The following is a 17,771-nucleotide window of genomic DNA, read 5'->3' on the forward strand; positions in this document are numbered from 1 at the left end:
CGGGACGTGCAAAATCGCTAGAGTGCCCAAAGGCGCCGGAGAGAGCGCGACGAGCAGGCCAGAACAGATGTCCCGACCTTTTTCCGTGCGATCCGCAGCACTCGTGCTTTGCGCAGGCCTCGCCCTTTCGGGCTGCAAGAGCAAGGAGGAGAAGGCTGAGGCGTTTTACCGCTCGGCCGAGGAACTTCTGGCGCAGGGCGACGTCCCGCGCGCGCTGGTCGAACTGCGCAATGTCTTCGATTACGACAGCTCGCATCAGCAAGCGCGCAGGCTTTATGCCGATATCCTGCTTCAGCAGGGCCGCCTTCAGGAGGCCTATAGCCAGTATCTGCGCCTGTCCGAGCAATATCCCGACCTTGCCGACATTCACCGTATCCTGGCCGAATTGTCGCTGCGCTCGGGCAACCTGACCGGCGCGCGCGACCAGACGCGCCGCACGCTCGAGCTCTTGCCTGACGATCCCGGCGCGCGCGCGGTTTCGGTGGCGCTGTCCCTGCGTGCGGCGATGGCGCGGTCCGACCGTGGCGCCTATGCCGAGATCTCGAAAGCGGCGGAACGGCTCACGCAGGAGGCGCCCGATGTGCCGACCGCCTGGCACGTCCTGATCGATGCGCGCAACGCGGCAGGTGATCGCGAAGGCGCGCTCGACGCGCTCGATGCCGCACTGACCCGCGAACCCAGGCAATATCGCCTGCAAGTCCTGCGCCTCGAGTTGCTCAGTGAACTGAACAGAACCGACAAGATCGGCGCCCAACTTGAGACGATGCAGACGCTCTTCCCCGACGATCCCAAGACACGCACCGCGCTTGTCGCCTGGTATGTGCTGCGCGATGATCCCGAGGGCGCGGCGCGTTTCCTGCGCAGGCTCGCCACCGACCCGCAAAGCCAGACAGAGGGTTATGTCGAGCTGGTGCGCTTTCTCGCCCGAGCGCGTGGCGCTGACGCCGCCGCGCGCGAACTCGATAAGCTGATCACGGAGTCGCAGGGCAAACCCAACGAGGCGATCTTCTCCGCGATGCGCGCTGATCTCGCGTTTCGTGCTGGCCGCAAGGACGATGCGCTCACCCGGATGAAGGCGCTTCTGACCCGTCTGCCCGAGGGCGAGGAGCGCGGACGGATGCGCGTGGCCTATGCGCGCATGCTCGAGGCCGCAGGTCAGTCGGATGCGGCGCGCGCCGAAATCGAGACGGTGCTGAAGGCCACGCCGCTCAATGTCCCGGCACTGCAACAGCGTGCAAGCTGGGCGATCGCCTCGGACAATTTCGACGCTGCGATCGTCGATCTGCGCACCGCGCTGCAACAGGACCCGACCAATCCCGACACCCTGACGCTGATGGCCGAGGCGGATCTGCGCGAAGGCGCCCCCGATCTCGCACGGGCACGGTTCGCGCAAGCCTACGAAGCCGCCAATCACGCAGCCCCCGAGGCGATCCGCTATGCCGATTTCCTGCTCTCGCGGGATCGGAGCAAGGCCGCACGCGACCTGCTTGCCGAGGCCGCCCAGCGCAATCCCGGCACGCCGGGCATCCTGCAACGTCAGGCCGATCTCGCGCTTCGGGATAATGACTGGCCCCAGGCCCATGCGATCGCCGATCAGCTTGCCGCGCTCGGCCTTCCCGAGACGGAGGCGCTTGCACAGTCGATCCGCGCGGCGATCCTGATGGGGCGCGGACGCACCGACAACGCAATCGAGACGCTCAAATCGCTGGCCGCAGCCAATGGCGGTGGAGATATGGCCGTCGCGGCGGTGGTTCAGGCGCAGATCGGGGCCGGACGCGCAGGAGCCGCGCGCGCCTATCTCGATGAACAGCTCACGCGCCGCCCTGAAGATCGCGGGCTGCGGATGCTTTCGGCCAATCTCGCCGCGATGCTCGGCGATCCGCAAAGCGCCGAGGCAGGGCTGCGCGCACTCATGTCCGAGGCGCCCGCCGATCCCGCCCCCGCGCGCCAGCTCTACCGGCTGCTGGCCGCGCAGGGCAAGGAGACAGAGGCGGCCGATGTAATCGCGCAGGCGCTGAAATCCGCGCCGCAGGCCGATCCGGTGCTTTTGCTTTACCGCGCCCGCTCGGAAGAGAAATCGGGCGATTTCGACGCGGCGATCGCCACTTACGAGGATCTTTACGCACGCGACAGCGGCGATCTGATCGTAGTCAACAATCTCGCGAGCCTGCTCAGCCAGCATCGAGACGACAAGGCGAGCCTCGAGCGCGCCGCGCGCATCGCCAAACGCTTCCGCGAGCGCCCCGAACCCGCCTTCAAGGACACCTATGGCTGGGCGGAATTTCGGCGGGGCGATTACAAGACCGCAATGCCACTGCTCGCGGCGGCGGCGGCCGGGATGCCCGAAGTGGCGCTCGCACAATATCACTATGCGATGGCGCTGGCGGCGACCGGGGAACGCGAGGAAGCCGCACGGGTGCTGGCGCAGGCAGTCGCGCTGGCCGGCGATCGGTTGCCCGCGCAGATGGCCGACGCCCCCGCGACGCTCGAGAAGCTGCGCGAAGCTCCCTGAGCGTTGCCAAACCGCCCCGTTCGCACAGAAAAAGAGGCGCAGCGCCCCGCAGCCCGGCTTGTAACGCGCTTTGCGCTTTGGCTTTCCCCCCGTCGCGGGTAGGATTTCACCAAGCGCCGCATCAGACGGCCAAGAGGCGAGCAGATGATCACGACGAGCACCTTTCCGGCACGGGTGCGCGCCCTGCCTTGGGGCGCGCTCGGCCTGATCGCCCTTGCGCTGATCTCGTCCCCGTTCTTTGCCCTAGGGATCGAGAGCCTCGCGGCGGCCTGGTCCACGCCGGAATATAGCCACGGGCCGATCATCCCGATGATCTCGCTCTACCTTTTCGCTCGAGAACTGCGCCATGCCCCCGCCCTGCCCGATGGTCCCACGCGCCGTTGGCCAGGGATCGTGGTGATCGGGCTCGGGCTCGCGCTCGGCGCTTTCGGGACGCTGGCGCAGATCCCCGATATCGTGACCTACGCGCTGATCGTCTGGCTGATGGGCGTGGTGCTGCTGGTGATGGGCTGGGACGCGGGACGGCGGCACTGGAAGCCCGTCCTGCATCTGATCTTCATGCTGCCTTTGCCGCAGATCCTCTACTGGCGGCTGACGATCGCGCTGCAGATGGTCTCTTCGGAGCTGGGCGTCACGCTGGTGCGCGCGGTCGACATTCCGGTCTTCCTGGAAGGCAACGTGATCGACCTGGGCGTCTACAAGCTTCAGGTGGCCGAAGCCTGTTCGGGGCTGCGCTACCTGTTCCCGATCCTGAGTTTTTCCTATCTCTTCGGCATCCTCTATCGTGGCCCCTTCTGGCACAAGGCGGTGCTGTTCGCGATGGCGGCCCCGCTGACGGTGGCGCTCAACAGCTTGCGCATCGGAGTGGTGGCGATCCTCGTCAATTCCTACGGGATCGGACAGGCGGAGGGCTTCCTTCATGTCTTTGAAGGCTGGGTGATCTTCGGGGCCGCCATCGCGATCCTGAGCCTCTCCGCGATCGGCCTCCAACGTTTGACGCCGCGCCCGCTTCCGCTGGCCGAGGCGCTCGATCTCGATTATCGCCGCTTCGCCCCCGAGGCCCGGCGGTTGCTGAGCGTCGCCCCCTCGCGCGCCCTGATCATGGCGCTCGGACTTAGCGCGCTGGCAAGCGCCGCCTGGTTGAGCCTGCCGCGAATGGGGAGCTCTCTGCCCGATCGTTTCGCCTTCGCGACCTTCCCGGGCCGGATCGGGGATTGGGAGGGAATGCGCCATCCGCTCGCGCCTGAAACCGAGGATGTGCTTGGCGCAAGCGATTACCTCAACGCGATCTACGCCGATGCCGCGAGCGACGCGCGAGTGAACCTCTTTGTCGCCTGGTATGCCGATCAGACCGGCGGCACTGGCATCCATTCGCCCGAGGTCTGCCTGCCTGCGGGCGGCTGGGAGGTCAGCGCCTTCACCCCGCACCGTATCGCCCTGCCCGGCCGCGCGCCCTTCGAGGTCAACCGCGCGATCATCGCCAAGGGGCTCAACCGGCAACTTGTCTATTACTGGTTCGACGAGCGCGGCGTAGCGATGACGAGCGACTGGCGCGCAAAGCTTTCGGTGATCGCAGACGGGGTGACGCGCGGGCGCACGGATGGCGCATTGGTACGCTATGTGACGCCGCTGGCAGCAGGCGAGGATCCGGGCGCGGGCGATGCACGTCTCACCCGTTTCATCGCGACATCGCTGCCGGTTATGGGCGACTATATTCCGAACTGAGCAAGTCCAAGGCGTGCGTCCTGGAAGAGACCGGGATCAGGAACCCAGTTGCTGCCTGCCTTCCCAGCAATGCGGGATCGGCTTGCGTGTATCGAAGACCAACGGACAGCTTTCGGCGGCCTTGATCGCGGCATCGACGCGCGCGTCGGCCATCGCCGGGGTGAGACCGAGATTGAGCGCATGGATGACCGGGTCGTAATACGAGCGGGAGGTAAGGCCGGGGGCGGCAGGCGCGATCTCACGAAGATCTCCCGCCATCGCCGCCCCCACCGTCATGGCGCCCCAGAGAAGGGCAACAGCCCCGAAACCCTGTCTCTTCGAAATCGCCATGTCAGCCCCCACGCGGAAAAGCCTCTACCGGATCGGTTCGCGCCCGATCGGCCCCGACGGGCATCAAATCAAACGCACCCTCCCCTCTGATTTGCGGCGCAAATGGGGCATCAATCAAGCAGAAATTTGCTAAAATTTCAAGACTTTGGCTCCGATTTCGAAACAAACACCGCAACGCAAATGGGATTATTTCTCAATCTTGGAAAAAATCCGATGGTATGCAACCAGAAGCTGTTTGGCCGAAAAGTCCCAGGAGAGCGCCTCCAGCACTCTCGCGCGCCCCTTGCGTCCCATCTCGCGGGCCATCTCGGGAGCGTCGATCAGGGCCGCGATCCGCGCTGCGAAATCGCGCGGATCGTTGGCGCGCGCGTAAAGTGCAGCCTCTCCGGCCGAGGCGCGTCCCTCGGTCAGATCGAACTGCACGAGCGGCTTTTCGAGTGTCATGTATTCCATGACCTTGTTCATGGTCGAGATGTCGTTCATCGCGTTCTTCGGATCGGGCGCGACGCCGATATCGATCGCGTTCATCGCAGCGAGCATCTCCTCGCCATAGAGCGGCCCGGTGAAGGTGAAATAGTCGCTCAACCCGCGCGCCGCGACATCCGCTTCGACATCGGGCAGCTCGGGGCCGAAGCCTACGATCACCACATGCAGGTCGGAATGGCCGAGATTGCGGATCAGATGCTCCACCGCGGCGATCAGCAGATCCATCCCCTCCTGCTGGCCGATCACGCCGATATAGCCGAGCACTGTTTTCGCGCCTTTGCGATAGGAGGCATCGCCCGGACCGGGCAGGAATGTCTCGACCCGTGGTGCGGAGCGAACGACGAAGACATCCTCGGGGGCCATGCCACCCCGCTCGATCGCGATCCGGCGGAAGCTCTCATTCGTGGCCATCGAAACCGAGGCGGTGGCGAAGGTGATCCGCTCCCATATCCGCATCACCCACCACAAGAGCCCCTTCTTGTCGAACTTGGCCTCGAACAGCTCCGGACAGACATCGTGATGGTCGAACATGTAGCGAACGCCGGAAAACCGATAGCGCAGCGCCAGAAGCCAGATCAGATCGGGCGGGTTGCAGCCTTGGATCACGTCGAAGCCACGCTCGCGCCGGACGACTTTCGCCAGCCGGAACCACGCCTTGATCGCGTGCCAATATTCGCGCGCATAGGCGACGGCGCCGGAATGGGCCTCGGGCGGCGCGGGGTGGCGGTAGATGTGGATGCCCTCGATCTCTTCGTAGGGCGCATCCCAGCCGCGCCCCATCGGGCAGATCACCGAAACCTCGTAGCCTGCCGCTTTCAGCGTGGTGGCCTCGACCCAGACGCGCCGGTCAAGCGGAACGGGGAGGTTCTCCACCACGATCAGAATTCGTCTTGTCATCTACCCTGCCGTATTGCCCCGGGGGCGGTTTGCCGCCCATTTTGTCGTGAGCCTCTTTTTCTCAGGCTCTTTGAGAGTTATGTCGCAGCCGGACGCGGGTTTCCAGCCCGCCGTGACCCGGAATTCCAGACATGTTGCGATCCCTACTCTCCCGCCTTTCGAAATCCGACGCGGCCGCCGACGGATTTCCGCGCCCCGAGGCGCCGATCTGCCTTATCGGCGACATTCACGGGCGCGCGGATCTGCTGGGCGCGATGTTCGAGCGGATCGGCGCGGAACCCGAGTCAGGGCGCGCCCGTGTCGTGACATTGGGCGACATGATCGACCGCGGACCGGATTCGGCGCATGTGCTTGCGATGTTGCAGGCCGCGCAGATGTCCAATCCCGCGCGGATGATTTGCCTTATGGGCAATCACGAACGGATGCTGCTCAATTTCCTGATCTCGCCCGACCGCAACACCGTGCGCTGGCTGAAGGTCGGGGGAGATGCGACGCTGCGCAGCTTCGGGCTGACGCCACCCGACCCCGACCGGCCCGACCCGGAGGAGCTCGATGCGTTGCGGATGGATCTCGCCCATGCAATCGGGCCCGATCTGCTTGCCTGGCTCGACGCGCGGCCCGCGATGTGGCGCGAGGGGCAGATTGCAGCGACCCATGCGGGGGCCGATCCCTATCACCCGCTCGAACGCCAAAGCCCGGATGCGCTGCTCTGGGGGCATCCGCGTTTCGTCAGCGCCCCGCGCCGTGACGGGGTATGGATCGCCTATGGGCATTGGGTGGTAGAGCAGCCCTTCGCCGAATCCGGCCGGATCGCGCTTGATACGGGCGCGTGCGAGACCGGCGTGCTAAGTGCCGCCTGGATCGACCGCAAGGGGCTGCGTTTCCTTCAGGTTCAGGGCTGAAACGAAAAGCGCCCCGTTACGGGGCGCTTTGAACAAAGGTCTCTCGGGGCTTACCGGCCAGTCTGACGCAGCACCACCGCGAAGGTCATCAGGCAAAGCCAGATATCGTTGCTCAACGAAAGACGCTTGTAATAGCGCTCGTCATAGCGGACGCGATCGACGAAGGCCGTCGCCGAACGGCCCGCCACCTGCCACAGCCCGGTGATGCCCGGACGCATCTCGAAATAGGCACGGCCCATCGCCCCACGATAGCTGTCTTCCTGCTCTTCCATGAAGGGGCGCGGACCCACAAGGCTCATCGAGCCGAAAAGCACGTTGAAGAATTGCGGCAGCTCGTCGAGGCTGGTGCGGCGCAGGAAAGCACCGACGCGGGTGATGCGCGGATCGTTCTCGAGCTTCTGGTGGATGTCCCACTCGCGGGCGATCTCGGGGTCGGCGGCACAAAGACGGGCCAGCTCGGCTTCGGCGTCGATACGCATCGTGCGAAGCTTGTAGCAGCGGAAATTGCGCCCGCCCTTGCCGATCCGGGTCTGCGCGAAGAAAGCAGGGCCGCCGTCGAGGCGCACCAAGAGCGCGAGCATTGCCACCAGAGGAAGCAGAATCGGGAGAATCGCGACGACGACAGCAACGTCGAACAGGCGTTTGCCGAGCCCTTCGTAGCCAATTCTCGAAAACGAGAGGGCCCGACGGGTTTCACGCGTTTGTTCGAGCACGCAATTTGTCGAAAGGTCCGACATGGCTTTCCCCAAAACTCTACCTTCTACGCGGTTCGATTCTGACCGCGTTTCGTCGAGGGTGTTTTCTGGGGGAATTCGTCCGAGAATGTGACGAAACCGGACAATTGTTAGGCCTGTTTCTGGGCCAGAAATCACGGGCGCGAACACAATCCCTTGAGGGTCGCCTCATAACCATATGATTTTAAACAAATTAAACCTTAGAGTGTTTCATATTTTTGTAACAATTGAGAAAGGTGCGACAATTTGTGCAGCCCGATTCCCAAAAATTCGGGAACGGACGACATGGGCTCGCCCCCGGTGTTTGCTTCGCTTCCCCTTGATCGCCTTGAAACCTTCCCCATATCGAAGCAAAGATGTTATGGAGATTAACATGACCCGAGATGACAGCCGCGCCCTCTATATCGAGCAGCGCGTCGCCAATGAGAAGAAGTCGGCGCTGGTGGGCTACCTGCTGTGGTTCCTGCTGCCGATGCTGGGCGTGCACCGGATGTATCTGGGCCGGGTCGGCTCGGGGCTCATCATGCTCATGCTGACCGGGATCGGCACGCTCTTCGCCCCGATCCTGATCGGGTATATCCCGCTCGCGCTCGTCGGGCTGTGGTGGTTGATAGACGCGCTCTTGATCCCCGGCATGATCACGCAAGACATGGCCGAGACGCGCTGGCGGCTGATGCAGGAGGTCTGATCAGTCCGCGTGCCGGACCGAATGTTCTTCCATCGCCAGCGCCTGTTCGGCCGTCAGATCCTCGCGCCGCACGACCTGCGTGTGGATCGTGAAGATCACCGCGCGGGTCTGCGGCAGGCGGAACAGGCATTGCCGCTCGACCCGTATATAAGGAGAGCCGTCAGAGCCATGACGATATTCATATTCCGAGCGCGGGTCGTGCAGGTGCGCGTCTGACTGCGAGGCCGTCCCGCGCATCAGCCCCCTGCCCGGCTGCACTCCGTCCATCAACCGCTGCACCCGCTTTCCGAGATCATCCGTATAGATCTCGATCGGCTCGTGGATGCGCATCATGGGGCGCATGAATTTCTCGCGCAGCGTCCAGCCAGAGGGGAAACACAAGACACCCCCGGTCAGCACATGCTCGGCATGGTCGAAGGCCTCGGGATCGGATTCCATCAGACACAGGTCGCATTGCACAAGCCGGCCCAGCGTGCGGAGCGGATCGGAGCGGTCGAGCGGAACGGTTACGCCGTCTGGTCGGATCGCTTGATCTTCGTTCAGCGAAAACCCGAGCGGCGGCAGGAGCGGCAGAACCGTGTCGAACAGCTCCTCGGCCGCCGGGCGCGCGTGGTCCGACAGCGCATAGACCAGTTCAGGCTCTTGCGAGAGCAACCGGTCGCGCAGCGCCATCTGCGCCGCATAGGCGTCATCGACTTCGAACCAGTCCTCGACGCTGACCGGGATCACGCCGGGCAGCCGCCGCGTGCGCGGGTCCACCCAGGGCGCGAAGCTCAGACGTTTTTGCAAGATCGGAGACAGGTCGAGGTCTTTCATGGCCGCGATGCTGCCCCTTCCCGCACGCCTCGGCAAGAGGGATCAGCGCAACCCTAGTCGCCGCCCGGCGCATAGTCCGAGATCATCTCGTAATCCTTGCGCGGCCCCTGCACCCGCCAGACCGCGCGCCAGTTCGGCCAATCGCCGAACTCGTAGCGCACGCGGTAATCATCAGGCTCGCACCAATGGGCGGCCTCGGGCGAGAGCGGGTCGAAACTGTGGAACGGTCGGCCATCCTCGAAGGCGACCGCAATCTTGCCGCCCTCGGCGCGCCAGAAATAGCTGCGCTCGGCGCGAAAGCTCTGCCCGGTCGGCAGGATCAGATCGCCCGCCTCGCGGTAATGCAGACCCACCCCTTCGGGCTCGAACGACGCCACGCCCTCGAACCGCGCGCGATTGCCGTCTGAATGGGCGATCTGGCGCGTCAGCACCCAGTCCCCCTCGAAATCCGACAGTTGCGGCATCAGGCCTCCCTTGCCCCAAAGGCAGGTGCAGTCTAGAAGCCGCCTCAACCACCTGCAATCGAAGAGGCCGCCGATGATCCCGCGTTATGCCCGCAAAGAGATGGTCGACATCTGGGAACCCGCCACCAAGTTCAAGATCTGGTACGAGATCGAGGCCCATGCCTGCGACGCGCAAGCCGAGCTCGGCGTGATCCCGAAGGAAAACGCGGAGGCCGTCTGGAAGGCCAAGGATGTCGAGTTTGACGTGGACCGCATCGACGAGATCGAAGCCGTCACCAAGCATGACGTGATCGCCTTCCTGACGCACCTCGCCGAGCATGTCGGCTCGGAAGAGGCCCGGTTCGTGCATCAGGGCATGACCTCGTCGGATGTGCTCGACACCTGCCTCAACGTGCAGCTCGTGCGCGCCGCCGACATCCTGCTCGCCGATCTCGACAAGGTTCTGGCCGCGCTGAAGAAGCGCGCTTACGAGCATAAGGACACGATCCGCGTCGGCCGTTCGCATGGTATCCATGCCGAGCCCACCACGATGGGCCTGACCTTCGCGCGCTTCTACGCCGAGATGGACCGCAACAAGGCCCGCCTGCAGGCCGCCAAGGAAGAAGTCGCCACCGGCGCGATCTCGGGCGCGGTCGGCACCTTCGCCAATATCGACCCGCGCGTGGAAGAGCATGTCTGCAAGATGATGGGCCTGCGCCCCGAGCCGATCTCGACGCAGGTCATCCCCCGCGACCGTCACGCGATGTTCTTCGCGACGCTCGGCGTCATCGCTTCGTCGATCGAGAATGTCGCGATCGAGATCCGCCACATGCAGCGCACCGAAGTGCTCGAAGGCGCGGAGTTCTTTTCGATGGGCCAGAAGGGCTCGTCGGCGATGCCGCACAAGAAAAACCCGGTCCTGACCGAGAACCTCACTGGCCTCGCGCGTCTCGTGCGCATGACCGTCGTGCCCGCGATGGAGAACGTGGCGCTCTGGCATGAGCGCGATATCTCGCACAGCTCGGTCGAGCGTGGCATCGGCCCGGACGCGACGGTGACGCTCGATTTCGCGCTCAACCGTCTCGCGGGCGTCGTCGACAAGATGATCATCTACCCCGAGAACATGCTGGCGAACATGAACAAGTTCCCCGGCCTCGTGATGTCGCAGCGCGTGCTACTGGCACTGACCCAAGCCGGTGTGTCGCGCGAAGACGCCTATGCGATGGTCCAGCGCAACGCGCTCAAGGTCTGGGAAGACCGCGTCGATTTCCGCGAGCAACTGCTGGCAGACAAGGACGTCGTGGCCGCGCTCGGCGTGGACGGGATCAACGAAAAATTCGACATGGGCTACCATACCAAGCATGTCGACACGATTTTCGCCCGCGTTTTCGGCGAATGACAAAGCCGCGCTGCGCCTATGTCACCTGACTATAGGCGCAGCGCGCGATTCGGATTACGCTAAGTCATCTGCAAAGGGAGATTGCCGATGACCCGTACGATTATCGCAGCCACCGTGCTGATCCTTGCCCCGCTCGCCGCCAGCGCCGAATGCCCGCGCGAGCATCAGGCCTCGATGTCCTGCCCGACCGGTCAGATCTGGGACAAGGACGCCAAGTCCTGCGTGCTGCAATCAAGCTGATCACGCAGACGGTAAGACCGTCTTAACCGCCACCGTGCGAGGCTGCCTCGAACCGCTGGTTTCAGGCTGCAACGGAGGGGACGGTGAACGCGATTGCGCCGATGGCGCTCGGCAAGCTGACCGGGCCGGAAATCCACGATGACAGCGCCCCCTCACCGGGGGCGGGCAGCTTGTCGCGGCGTCAGAAGGCCGCGATCATCGTGCGGCTTCTCTCCTCCGAAGGATTGAAACTGCCGCTCAGTGAACTCAGCGAAGATCACCAGACCGCATTGGCCGAACAGGTGGCAGAACTGCGCCTGGTCGACCGCGACACGCTCGTCTCGGTGGTAGAGGAATTTTGCGACGCGCTGGAGGCAGTGGGTCTGGCGTTTCCCGGCGGGCTCGACGGGGCGCTGTCCCTGCTCGACGGCCAGCTTTCGCCCGCCGCCTCGACCCGGCTGCGCCGCCTTGCCTCGGGCAGTTCGCGCGCCGATCCGTGGGAGCGGATCACCGGCCTCTCGGCAGAGTTGCTTCTGCCTGTGCTCGAAGAGGAAAGCACCGAGGTGGGCGCGGTGATGCTCTCGAAGCTCTCGGTGGCGAAGGCGGCAGAGCTTCTTGGAAAGCTGCCCGGCGACAAGGCGCGCCGTGTGGCTTACGCCGTCTCGCTGACCGGCAATGTCGCCCCCGAGACGGTGCTGCGGATCGGGCAGGCGCTCGCATCTCAACTCGATGCACGGCCCGCAAAGGCCTTTGACACCGGTCCGGTCGAACGCGTCGGCGCCATCCTGAACTATTCGGCCTCGGCGACGCGCGAGGCGGTATTGAAAGGGCTGGAAGAGGAAGATTTCGCCTTTGCCGAAGAGGTGAAGAAAGCGATCTTCACCTTCGCCAATATTCCCGCCCGCATCGACCCGCGGGATATCCCCAAGATCCTGCGCACTGTCGATCAGGCGCGCCTTGTCGTTGCGCTGGCCGGGGCGAAAGGCCCGCTGGAGGCTTCGGCCGAGTTCATGCTCACGAACATGTCGCAACGCATGGCGCAGAACCTGCGCGACGAGATGGCCAATCTCGGAAAGGTCAAGGACAAGGATGCCGAGGAGGCGATGGGCGAGATCGTCGGCGCGATCCGAGAGATGGAAACCGCCGGAGAAATCTTCCTGGTCGCCGAGGATGGAGACTAGGTCCCATTCCGGCACCACGATTCGCGACGACGATCGCAAGACGACATCGCCCCTGTCTCAATGCGCTTGGCCGGCACTCGAGGGGCCCAAAGCGCCGCCAATCGCCAATCGTTATCGCAAACACATGATGTTTTCGCTAACAAGCTGATCTGAAATCTTTTCCCGATTTGCATACAATGGTATCCCCTCGCCAAATTCCGGTCCTTGCGGGGGAGTTCACCATGACCGTCACTATCGGCATCAACGGTTTCGGCCGTATCGGGCGCTGCACTCTGGCCCATATCGCAGAAGCCGCGCGCAATGACGTGCAGGTCGTCAAGATCAACGCCACCGGCCCGATCGAGACCAATGCCCACCTGCTGAAATACGACAGCGTCCATGGCCGCTTCGGCGGTCCGGTGAAGGTCGAGGGCAAGACGCTCGATCTGGGCCGCGGCCCGATCGACGTGATGTCGACCTACAATCCCGACGAACTGGACTGGGACGGCGTCGATGTCGTGCTCGAATGCACCGGCAAGTTCAACGCCCGTGACAAGGCCGCCGTCCACCTCGGCCGCGGCGCCAAGCGCGTGCTAGTCTCGGCCCCTGCGACCAATGCCGACAAGACGATCGTCTACGGCGTGAACCACCGCGAGCTGACCGAGGCGCATCACGTCGTCTCGAACGGGTCGTGCACCACCAACTGCCTCGCGCCGCTGGCCAAGGTGCTCAACGATGCGATCGGTATCGAATCGGGCGTGATGACGACGATCCACTCCTATACCGGCGATCAGCCCACGCTCGACCGCCGCCACAAGGATCTCTACCGCGCGCGCGCGGCTGCGATGGCGATGATCCCGACCTCGACGGGTGCGGCGAAGGCCATCGGCGAAGTGCTGCCCGAACTGAAAGGCAAGCTCGACGGGACCGCCCTGCGCGTACCGACCCCGAATGTCTCTGCCGTCGATCTGACCTTCGAGGCCAAGAAAACCGTGACCCGCGACGAGGTGAACGAGATCGTGCGCGAGGCCGCTGCCGGCTACATGGGCATGGTTCTGGGCTACGATCCCGAGCCGAAGGTCTCGATCGACTTCAATCACACCCCGCAATCCTCTATCTTCGCCCCGGACCAGACCAAGGTCGTGGGCAAGCTGGTCCGCGTGCTGGCTTGGTATGACAACGAATGGGGCTTCTCCTGCCGCATGGCTGACGTGGCTGGTGCGATGGGGCGGCTTCTGCACTGACGCGCCGGCAGGGGCGCGCGAGAGGGACAGATGACCAATCGCATCGCGCTCTGGCTGGCGGGCATCACCGTCGTGCTCATTTTTTCGGATGCGCTCTTCAATGAAGGGCGCATCCTTCTTTTTCTGGCAAAAGAGCTCCTGGACCTCGTTCAATATATCGCCTTCTGGCGCTAAGCGTTTATCGTGGTGGTTGACCTGCGGGCGCAAACGCGCTTGTTAGCGTTAACGGGAATTCTGCCCGACACGACTCCCCGTCGGGCAGCCAGCCAGAGGAGACGGAAATGACGGTCAAGGTTGCCATCAACGGATTTGGACGGATCGGGCGTAACGTGCTGCGCGCCATCGTGGAATCGGGACGCACCGATATCGAGGTGGTCGCGATCAACGATCTCGGCCCGGTCGAGACCAACGCGCATCTGCTGCAATTCGACTCCGTCCATGGCCGTTTCCCGCAAGAGGTGAAGACCGGCGAGGACTGGATCGACGCAGGCCGCGGCAAGATCAAGGTCACCGCGATCCGCGATCCGAAGGAACTGCCCTGGGGCGAGGTCGATATCGCGATGGAATGCACGGGCATCTTCACCGCGCGCGAAAAGGCCGCCTTCCACCTCGAGAACGGCTCGAAGCGCGTGCTGGTCTCCGCCCCCGCAGCCGGCGCCGACAAGACGATTGTCTATGGCGTAAACGAGGACGTGCTGACCAAGGACGATCTCGTGGTCTCCAACGCATCGTGCACCACGAACTGCCTCTCGCCGGTGGCGAAGGTCCTCAATGACGCGATCGGGATCTCCAAGGGTTTCATGACCACGATCCACTCCTATACCGGTGACCAGCCGACGCTCGACACGATGCACAAGGATCTCTACCGCGCCCGCGCGGCGGCGATGAGCATGATCCCGACCTCGACGGGTGCCGCAAAGGCGGTCGGGCTGGTGCTGCCCGAGCTGGCGGGCAAGCTCGACGGCGTCGCGATCCGCGTTCCCACACCGAATGTCTCGGTCGTCGATCTGGTCTTCGAGGCCGCGCGCGACACCACCGTCGAAGAGGTCAACGCCGCGATCAAAGCCGCAGCCGACGGGCCGATGAAAGGCATTCTCGGTTACACCGAGCGCCCGAATGTCTCGGTCGATTTCAATCATGACCCGCACAGCTCCACCTTCGCGATGGATCAGACCAAGGTGATGGAGGGCCGGATGGTCCGCATTCTGACCTGGTACGACAACGAATGGGGCTTCTCGAACCGCATGGCCGATACGGCCGTGGCGATGGGCAAGCTGATCTGAGGAAGAACGGGGGCGCTGCCCCCGCCCGCCGGATCGGCGGGCTCCCCCGAGATATTTGGATCAAGAAGAAGGGCGGCCCGATGCGGGTCGCCCTTTTCGTCTCACGGCTCACACATGCCTCACGGAGCGGCGGCCACCGCTCGCGATCGCGACCGGATCATTGAGGACAGGTGATGGAGCCCCGAGCACGATCGCGCGTTTTGGGTCCATGGGCGGCAAGTTTTGCGCAGCCCAAGAGAACCGTATCGAGACTTTCGAAAGGAATAGACTCATGAAACGCAATTCGAAGCTTCTTGCGCTGATGCTCTCGGGAACGCTTGTCGCGGGACCGCTCGCCTATGGCGTCCTGCCCGCCCTTGCCGATCAGACGAGCCCCGCCGCCACGAACCAGAAAAGCGCGGATGCGGTCGCGAAGACCACGTCGAGTTCGAATGACACGGAGCTGCTGACCACGGTCGACGATGCCTATACCGCGATGCGCGAGGTGCGCGCGGCGCGGCTGGCGCTGTTCGACGGCAATACCGACATGGCGACGCAGATGACGAATGACGCGATCGCCAAGATGCAATCGGCCGAAACCTCGGAGGCGAAATGGGGGGTCCCGTCGAAATCGGGCCAGCAGGGCGTAACCTATGTGCCCTTCGACAGCTCGATCATGCTGGGCGAGGGTTTCACTGTCACGCCGGACAATTCCAAGGCGGTGAGCGCGGCCAATGATCAGATGGCCAAGGGCGATGCGAAAGGAGCGGCCGAGACGCTGAAGGCGAGCAACATCGACGTGTCGGTCGCGGCGGCGATGGTGCCGGCCAAACTCTCGCTCACCCATCTCCAGGTTGCGGCGAAGCTGATCAAATCGGGCAAATACTACGAAGCCAACCTGGCGCTGAAAGGCGTCGAGGACGGCGTGGTGATCGACCAGTGGGGGCTGGCCCAACTGCCGCGGCAGGCGGGCCAGGCGACGAAATCCTCGGCGACCACCGCCGCACCGCAAACCGCTGCGACCAAGTCGAACGGCTGACAGGGAGCAAGCCCGCCGGTTTTCGGCAGGGCAGGAGGGGATGGTCTCGGGATCATTCCCTCCTGCCCGTATTCCCTCCTGCCCGTATGGACAGCCCGCGAAGAGGGGCATCCGGGCAAGTGGCTGCATGGCACTGGCATTGGCGCCGTGCTAACATCTCTTGTTCTCACACATTTTCTTCGGGAAGGAAGATCAGTGCTCAGCCCTTCACAGGTTTTGCAGGAGTTCATCACCCTCTGGGTCGTGATCGACCCGATCGGCACCTTGCCGGTCTTTCTTGCGGTGACCCGCAACATGAGCGAGGCTGAACGGCATGCCGTGGCGCGCCGCGCCGTGCTCGTTTCCTTCATCGTGCTGGGACTTTTCATAGTTCTGGGACAAATCGTACTCGAAGCGCTTGGCCTGCCTTTGCCCGCCTTCCAGATCGCCGGTGGGATCGTACTGTTTCTCTTCTCGCTGACGATGATCTTTGGTTCGGGCAAACCCCAGAGCGAGATCGACGAGGCAGATCGGGTCCGCGAAACCTCCGTCTTTCCAGTGGCGATCCCGTCGATCGCCTCGCCCGGTGCGATGCTCGCCGTGGTTATCCTGACGGATAACGACCGGTTCTCGGTCATTCATCAGTCGATCACCGCGGCCTTGATGGGCGCAGTCTTGCTGGTGACGCTGGTGATCTTGCTTCTGGCCAACCCGCTGCACCGCCTGATCGGCACCACCGGCGCCATGGTGATCAGCCGGGTGATGGGCATGATCCTGGCCGCTGTCGCGGTGGACGCGGTCCTCAAGGCTTTGGTAACGATCGGGGCGCTGCCCCAGTTCTGAGCCTCGCTCAGGCTGAAAATTTGCCTACCAGCTTGGTGCGGACATCGGGGGTCACGAATTTCGACACATCCCCGCCAAGCCGCGCGATCTCCTTGACCAGCTTCGAGGCGATTGCCTGACGACGCGCATCGGCCATCAAGAAGACCGTCTCGACCGAGGCGTCGAGGGCGCGGTTCATGCCGACCATCTGAAACTCATATTCGAAATCGGCCACCGCGCGCAGGCCACGCACGATCACGCTTGCGCCGACATCCTTGGCGCAGTCGATCAGCAGGTTCTCGAACGGGTGCACGACGATCTCGCCGCCGCGACGTTCGGTGATCTTGGCGCATTCCGCCTGCACCATCGCGACACGTTCCTCCAGCGCGAAGAGCGGCCCCTTGTCGCGATTGATCGCCACGCCGATCACCAGACGATCGACCAGCGCCATCGCGCGTTCGATGATGTCGAGATGGCCCAGCGTGACCGGATCAAAGGTTCCGGGGTAAAGACCGATCCGCATGGCATCCTCCAAAATCGCCCGCAAAGCTCTGGGCACGCAACTATATTGCGCACCCAAATGCAAGCCCGAAGGTGCCGCAGTGCGGCATCAGTTGCCCATGATCATGCCCTGAAGCGACTCTTTTTCCATGTGAAGTTCACCGAGGCGCGCCTTGACCACGTCCCCGATCGAGATCACGCCAACCATCTTGCCCTTGTCCTTCACGGGCATGTGGCGGAAACGCCCCTCGGTCATCTGCTCCATCACCGCCTCGGTGCTGTCCATCGGCGCACAGCACGAGACTTCCCGCGTCATCACCTCCGAGGCGCGCAGCGTCAGGCAGGCGGCACCGCGCCGGGCGATCTCGCGCACCACGTCGCGTTCCGAGACGATTCCCTCCACGGTCTCGCCATCGGTCGAGACGATCACCGCGCCGATCCGCTTCGACGAGAGCGCCGCGATCACATCGCTGAGCTTCATATCGGGCGAGACGGTGTACACGCCGCCCTGCCCTTTCTCCTTGAGAATCTGCATAACCTGCATCGCGACCTCCCTGAAAACATCCTCTTGTTTCAAGCGTCTCACCGGTTGGCGCGATCTGTCAACTCTGTC

The 17,771-nt window shown here is 63.7% G+C and carries 19 protein-coding genes; 12 read left to right on the forward strand and 7 right to left on the reverse strand.

Annotated features, from left to right (window positions below; translation table 11 throughout):
- Window positions 1-67 precede the first annotated feature (67 nt).
- A complete protein-coding gene (locus tag BMI90_RS13520) occupies window positions 68-2,512 on the forward strand; it encodes a tetratricopeptide repeat protein (protein WP_078530023.1) in 2,445 nt (814 codons plus the stop codon).
- Between the two features lie 144 nt (window positions 2,513-2,656).
- Entirely contained in the window at window positions 2,657-4,237 is a 1,581-nt protein-coding gene (xrtD, locus tag BMI90_RS13525; RefSeq protein WP_078530024.1) for a VPLPA-CTERM-specific exosortase XrtD, read from the forward strand.
- A gap of 36 nt (window positions 4,238-4,273) precedes the next feature.
- Here the strand turns inward: xrtD and BMI90_RS13530 are convergent, their stop codons facing one another.
- Window positions 4,274-4,567 carry a hypothetical protein gene (locus BMI90_RS13530; RefSeq protein ID WP_078530025.1) on the reverse strand — a complete coding sequence of 98 codons (294 nt, stop codon included), beginning with the start codon at window positions 4,565-4,567 and terminating at the stop codon, window positions 4,274-4,276.
- A 186-nt stretch (window positions 4,568-4,753) separates the two neighbouring features.
- Window positions 4,754-5,950: a glycosyltransferase family 4 protein gene (locus BMI90_RS13535; RefSeq protein WP_078530026.1), complete on the reverse strand. Its 1,197-nt coding sequence runs from the start codon at window positions 5,948-5,950 to the stop codon at window positions 4,754-4,756.
- A gap of 131 nt (window positions 5,951-6,081) precedes the next feature.
- On the opposite strand from BMI90_RS13535, the gene BMI90_RS13540 reads away from it, so the two are divergent.
- A complete protein-coding gene (locus tag BMI90_RS13540; RefSeq protein WP_078530027.1) occupies window positions 6,082-6,852 on the forward strand; it encodes a metallophosphoesterase family protein in 771 nt (256 codons plus the stop codon).
- A 50-nt stretch (window positions 6,853-6,902) separates the two neighbouring features.
- On the opposite strand, the gene BMI90_RS13545 is transcribed toward BMI90_RS13540, so the two are convergent.
- Complete coding sequence (locus BMI90_RS13545; protein ID WP_078530028.1) at window positions 6,903-7,589, reverse strand: sugar transferase; 687 nt, start codon at window positions 7,587-7,589, stop codon at window positions 6,903-6,905.
- A gap of 370 nt (window positions 7,590-7,959) precedes the next feature.
- Between BMI90_RS13545 and BMI90_RS13550 the strand changes: the two genes are divergently transcribed.
- The gene (locus BMI90_RS13550; protein WP_078530029.1) at window positions 7,960-8,274 is read left to right on the forward strand and encodes a TM2 domain-containing protein; all 315 of its coding nucleotides are present in this window, start codon (window positions 7,960-7,962) and stop codon (window positions 8,272-8,274) included.
- Here the strand turns inward: BMI90_RS13550 and BMI90_RS13555 are convergent, their stop codons facing one another.
- Window positions 8,275-9,090: a DUF3445 domain-containing protein gene (locus BMI90_RS13555; RefSeq protein WP_078530030.1), complete on the reverse strand. Its 816-nt coding sequence runs from the start codon at window positions 9,088-9,090 to the stop codon at window positions 8,275-8,277.
- Between the two features lie 53 nt (window positions 9,091-9,143).
- Window positions 9,144-9,554, reverse strand: a complete 411-nt coding sequence (locus BMI90_RS13560; protein WP_078530031.1) for a DUF6314 family protein — start codon at window positions 9,552-9,554, stop codon at window positions 9,144-9,146.
- A gap of 73 nt (window positions 9,555-9,627) precedes the next feature.
- On the opposite strand from BMI90_RS13560, the gene purB reads away from it, so the two are divergent.
- The 8 genes from purB (at window position 9,628) to BMI90_RS13590 (ending at window position 16,678) form a co-directional block, all read left to right on the forward strand.
- Window positions 9,628-10,932, forward strand: a complete 1,305-nt coding sequence (gene purB / locus BMI90_RS13565; protein ID WP_078530032.1) for an adenylosuccinate lyase — start codon at window positions 9,628-9,630, stop codon at window positions 10,930-10,932.
- Window positions 10,933-11,019: 87 nt separating this feature from the next.
- Entirely contained in the window at window positions 11,020-11,172 is a 153-nt protein-coding gene (locus tag BMI90_RS18775) for a hypothetical protein (protein WP_158521747.1), read from the forward strand.
- An 83-nt stretch (window positions 11,173-11,255) separates the two neighbouring features.
- Window positions 11,256-12,332: a FliG C-terminal domain-containing protein gene (locus BMI90_RS13570; protein WP_246831553.1), complete on the forward strand. Its 1,077-nt coding sequence runs from the start codon at window positions 11,256-11,258 to the stop codon at window positions 12,330-12,332.
- Between the two features lie 221 nt (window positions 12,333-12,553).
- Window positions 12,554-13,555, forward strand: a complete 1,002-nt coding sequence (gene gap / locus BMI90_RS13575; RefSeq protein WP_078530033.1) for a type I glyceraldehyde-3-phosphate dehydrogenase — start codon at window positions 12,554-12,556, stop codon at window positions 13,553-13,555.
- Between the two features lie 30 nt (window positions 13,556-13,585).
- On the forward strand, window positions 13,586-13,729 hold the full coding sequence (locus BMI90_RS18780) for a hypothetical protein (RefSeq protein WP_168172788.1): 144 nt from the start codon (window positions 13,586-13,588) through the stop codon (window positions 13,727-13,729).
- Between the two features lie 107 nt (window positions 13,730-13,836).
- Complete coding sequence (gap, locus tag BMI90_RS13580; RefSeq protein WP_078530034.1) at window positions 13,837-14,838, forward strand: type I glyceraldehyde-3-phosphate dehydrogenase; 1,002 nt, start codon at window positions 13,837-13,839, stop codon at window positions 14,836-14,838.
- A 271-nt stretch (window positions 14,839-15,109) separates the two neighbouring features.
- On the forward strand, window positions 15,110-15,856 hold the full coding sequence (locus BMI90_RS13585; protein ID WP_158521746.1) for a YfdX family protein: 747 nt from the start codon (window positions 15,110-15,112) through the stop codon (window positions 15,854-15,856).
- Between the two features lie 195 nt (window positions 15,857-16,051).
- Window positions 16,052-16,678, forward strand: coding sequence for a MarC family protein (locus BMI90_RS13590; RefSeq protein WP_078530036.1), 627 nt, complete (start codon window positions 16,052-16,054; stop codon window positions 16,676-16,678).
- A gap of 7 nt (window positions 16,679-16,685) precedes the next feature.
- Here the strand turns inward: BMI90_RS13590 and coaD are convergent, their stop codons facing one another.
- Together coaD and BMI90_RS13600 are read right to left on the reverse strand one after the other, a co-directional pair.
- Window positions 16,686-17,180, reverse strand: a complete 495-nt coding sequence (coaD, locus tag BMI90_RS13595; RefSeq protein ID WP_078530037.1) for a pantetheine-phosphate adenylyltransferase — start codon at window positions 17,178-17,180, stop codon at window positions 16,686-16,688.
- An 87-nt stretch (window positions 17,181-17,267) separates the two neighbouring features.
- On the reverse strand, window positions 17,268-17,702 hold the full coding sequence (locus tag BMI90_RS13600) for a CBS domain-containing protein (protein WP_078530038.1): 435 nt from the start codon (window positions 17,700-17,702) through the stop codon (window positions 17,268-17,270).
- Window positions 17,703-17,771 lie beyond the last annotated feature (69 nt).

The sequence above is a fragment of the Thioclava sp. L04-15 genome (assembly GCF_002020275.1).
Classification (GTDB): Bacteria; Pseudomonadota; Alphaproteobacteria; order Rhodobacterales; family Rhodobacteraceae; genus Thioclava; species Thioclava marina.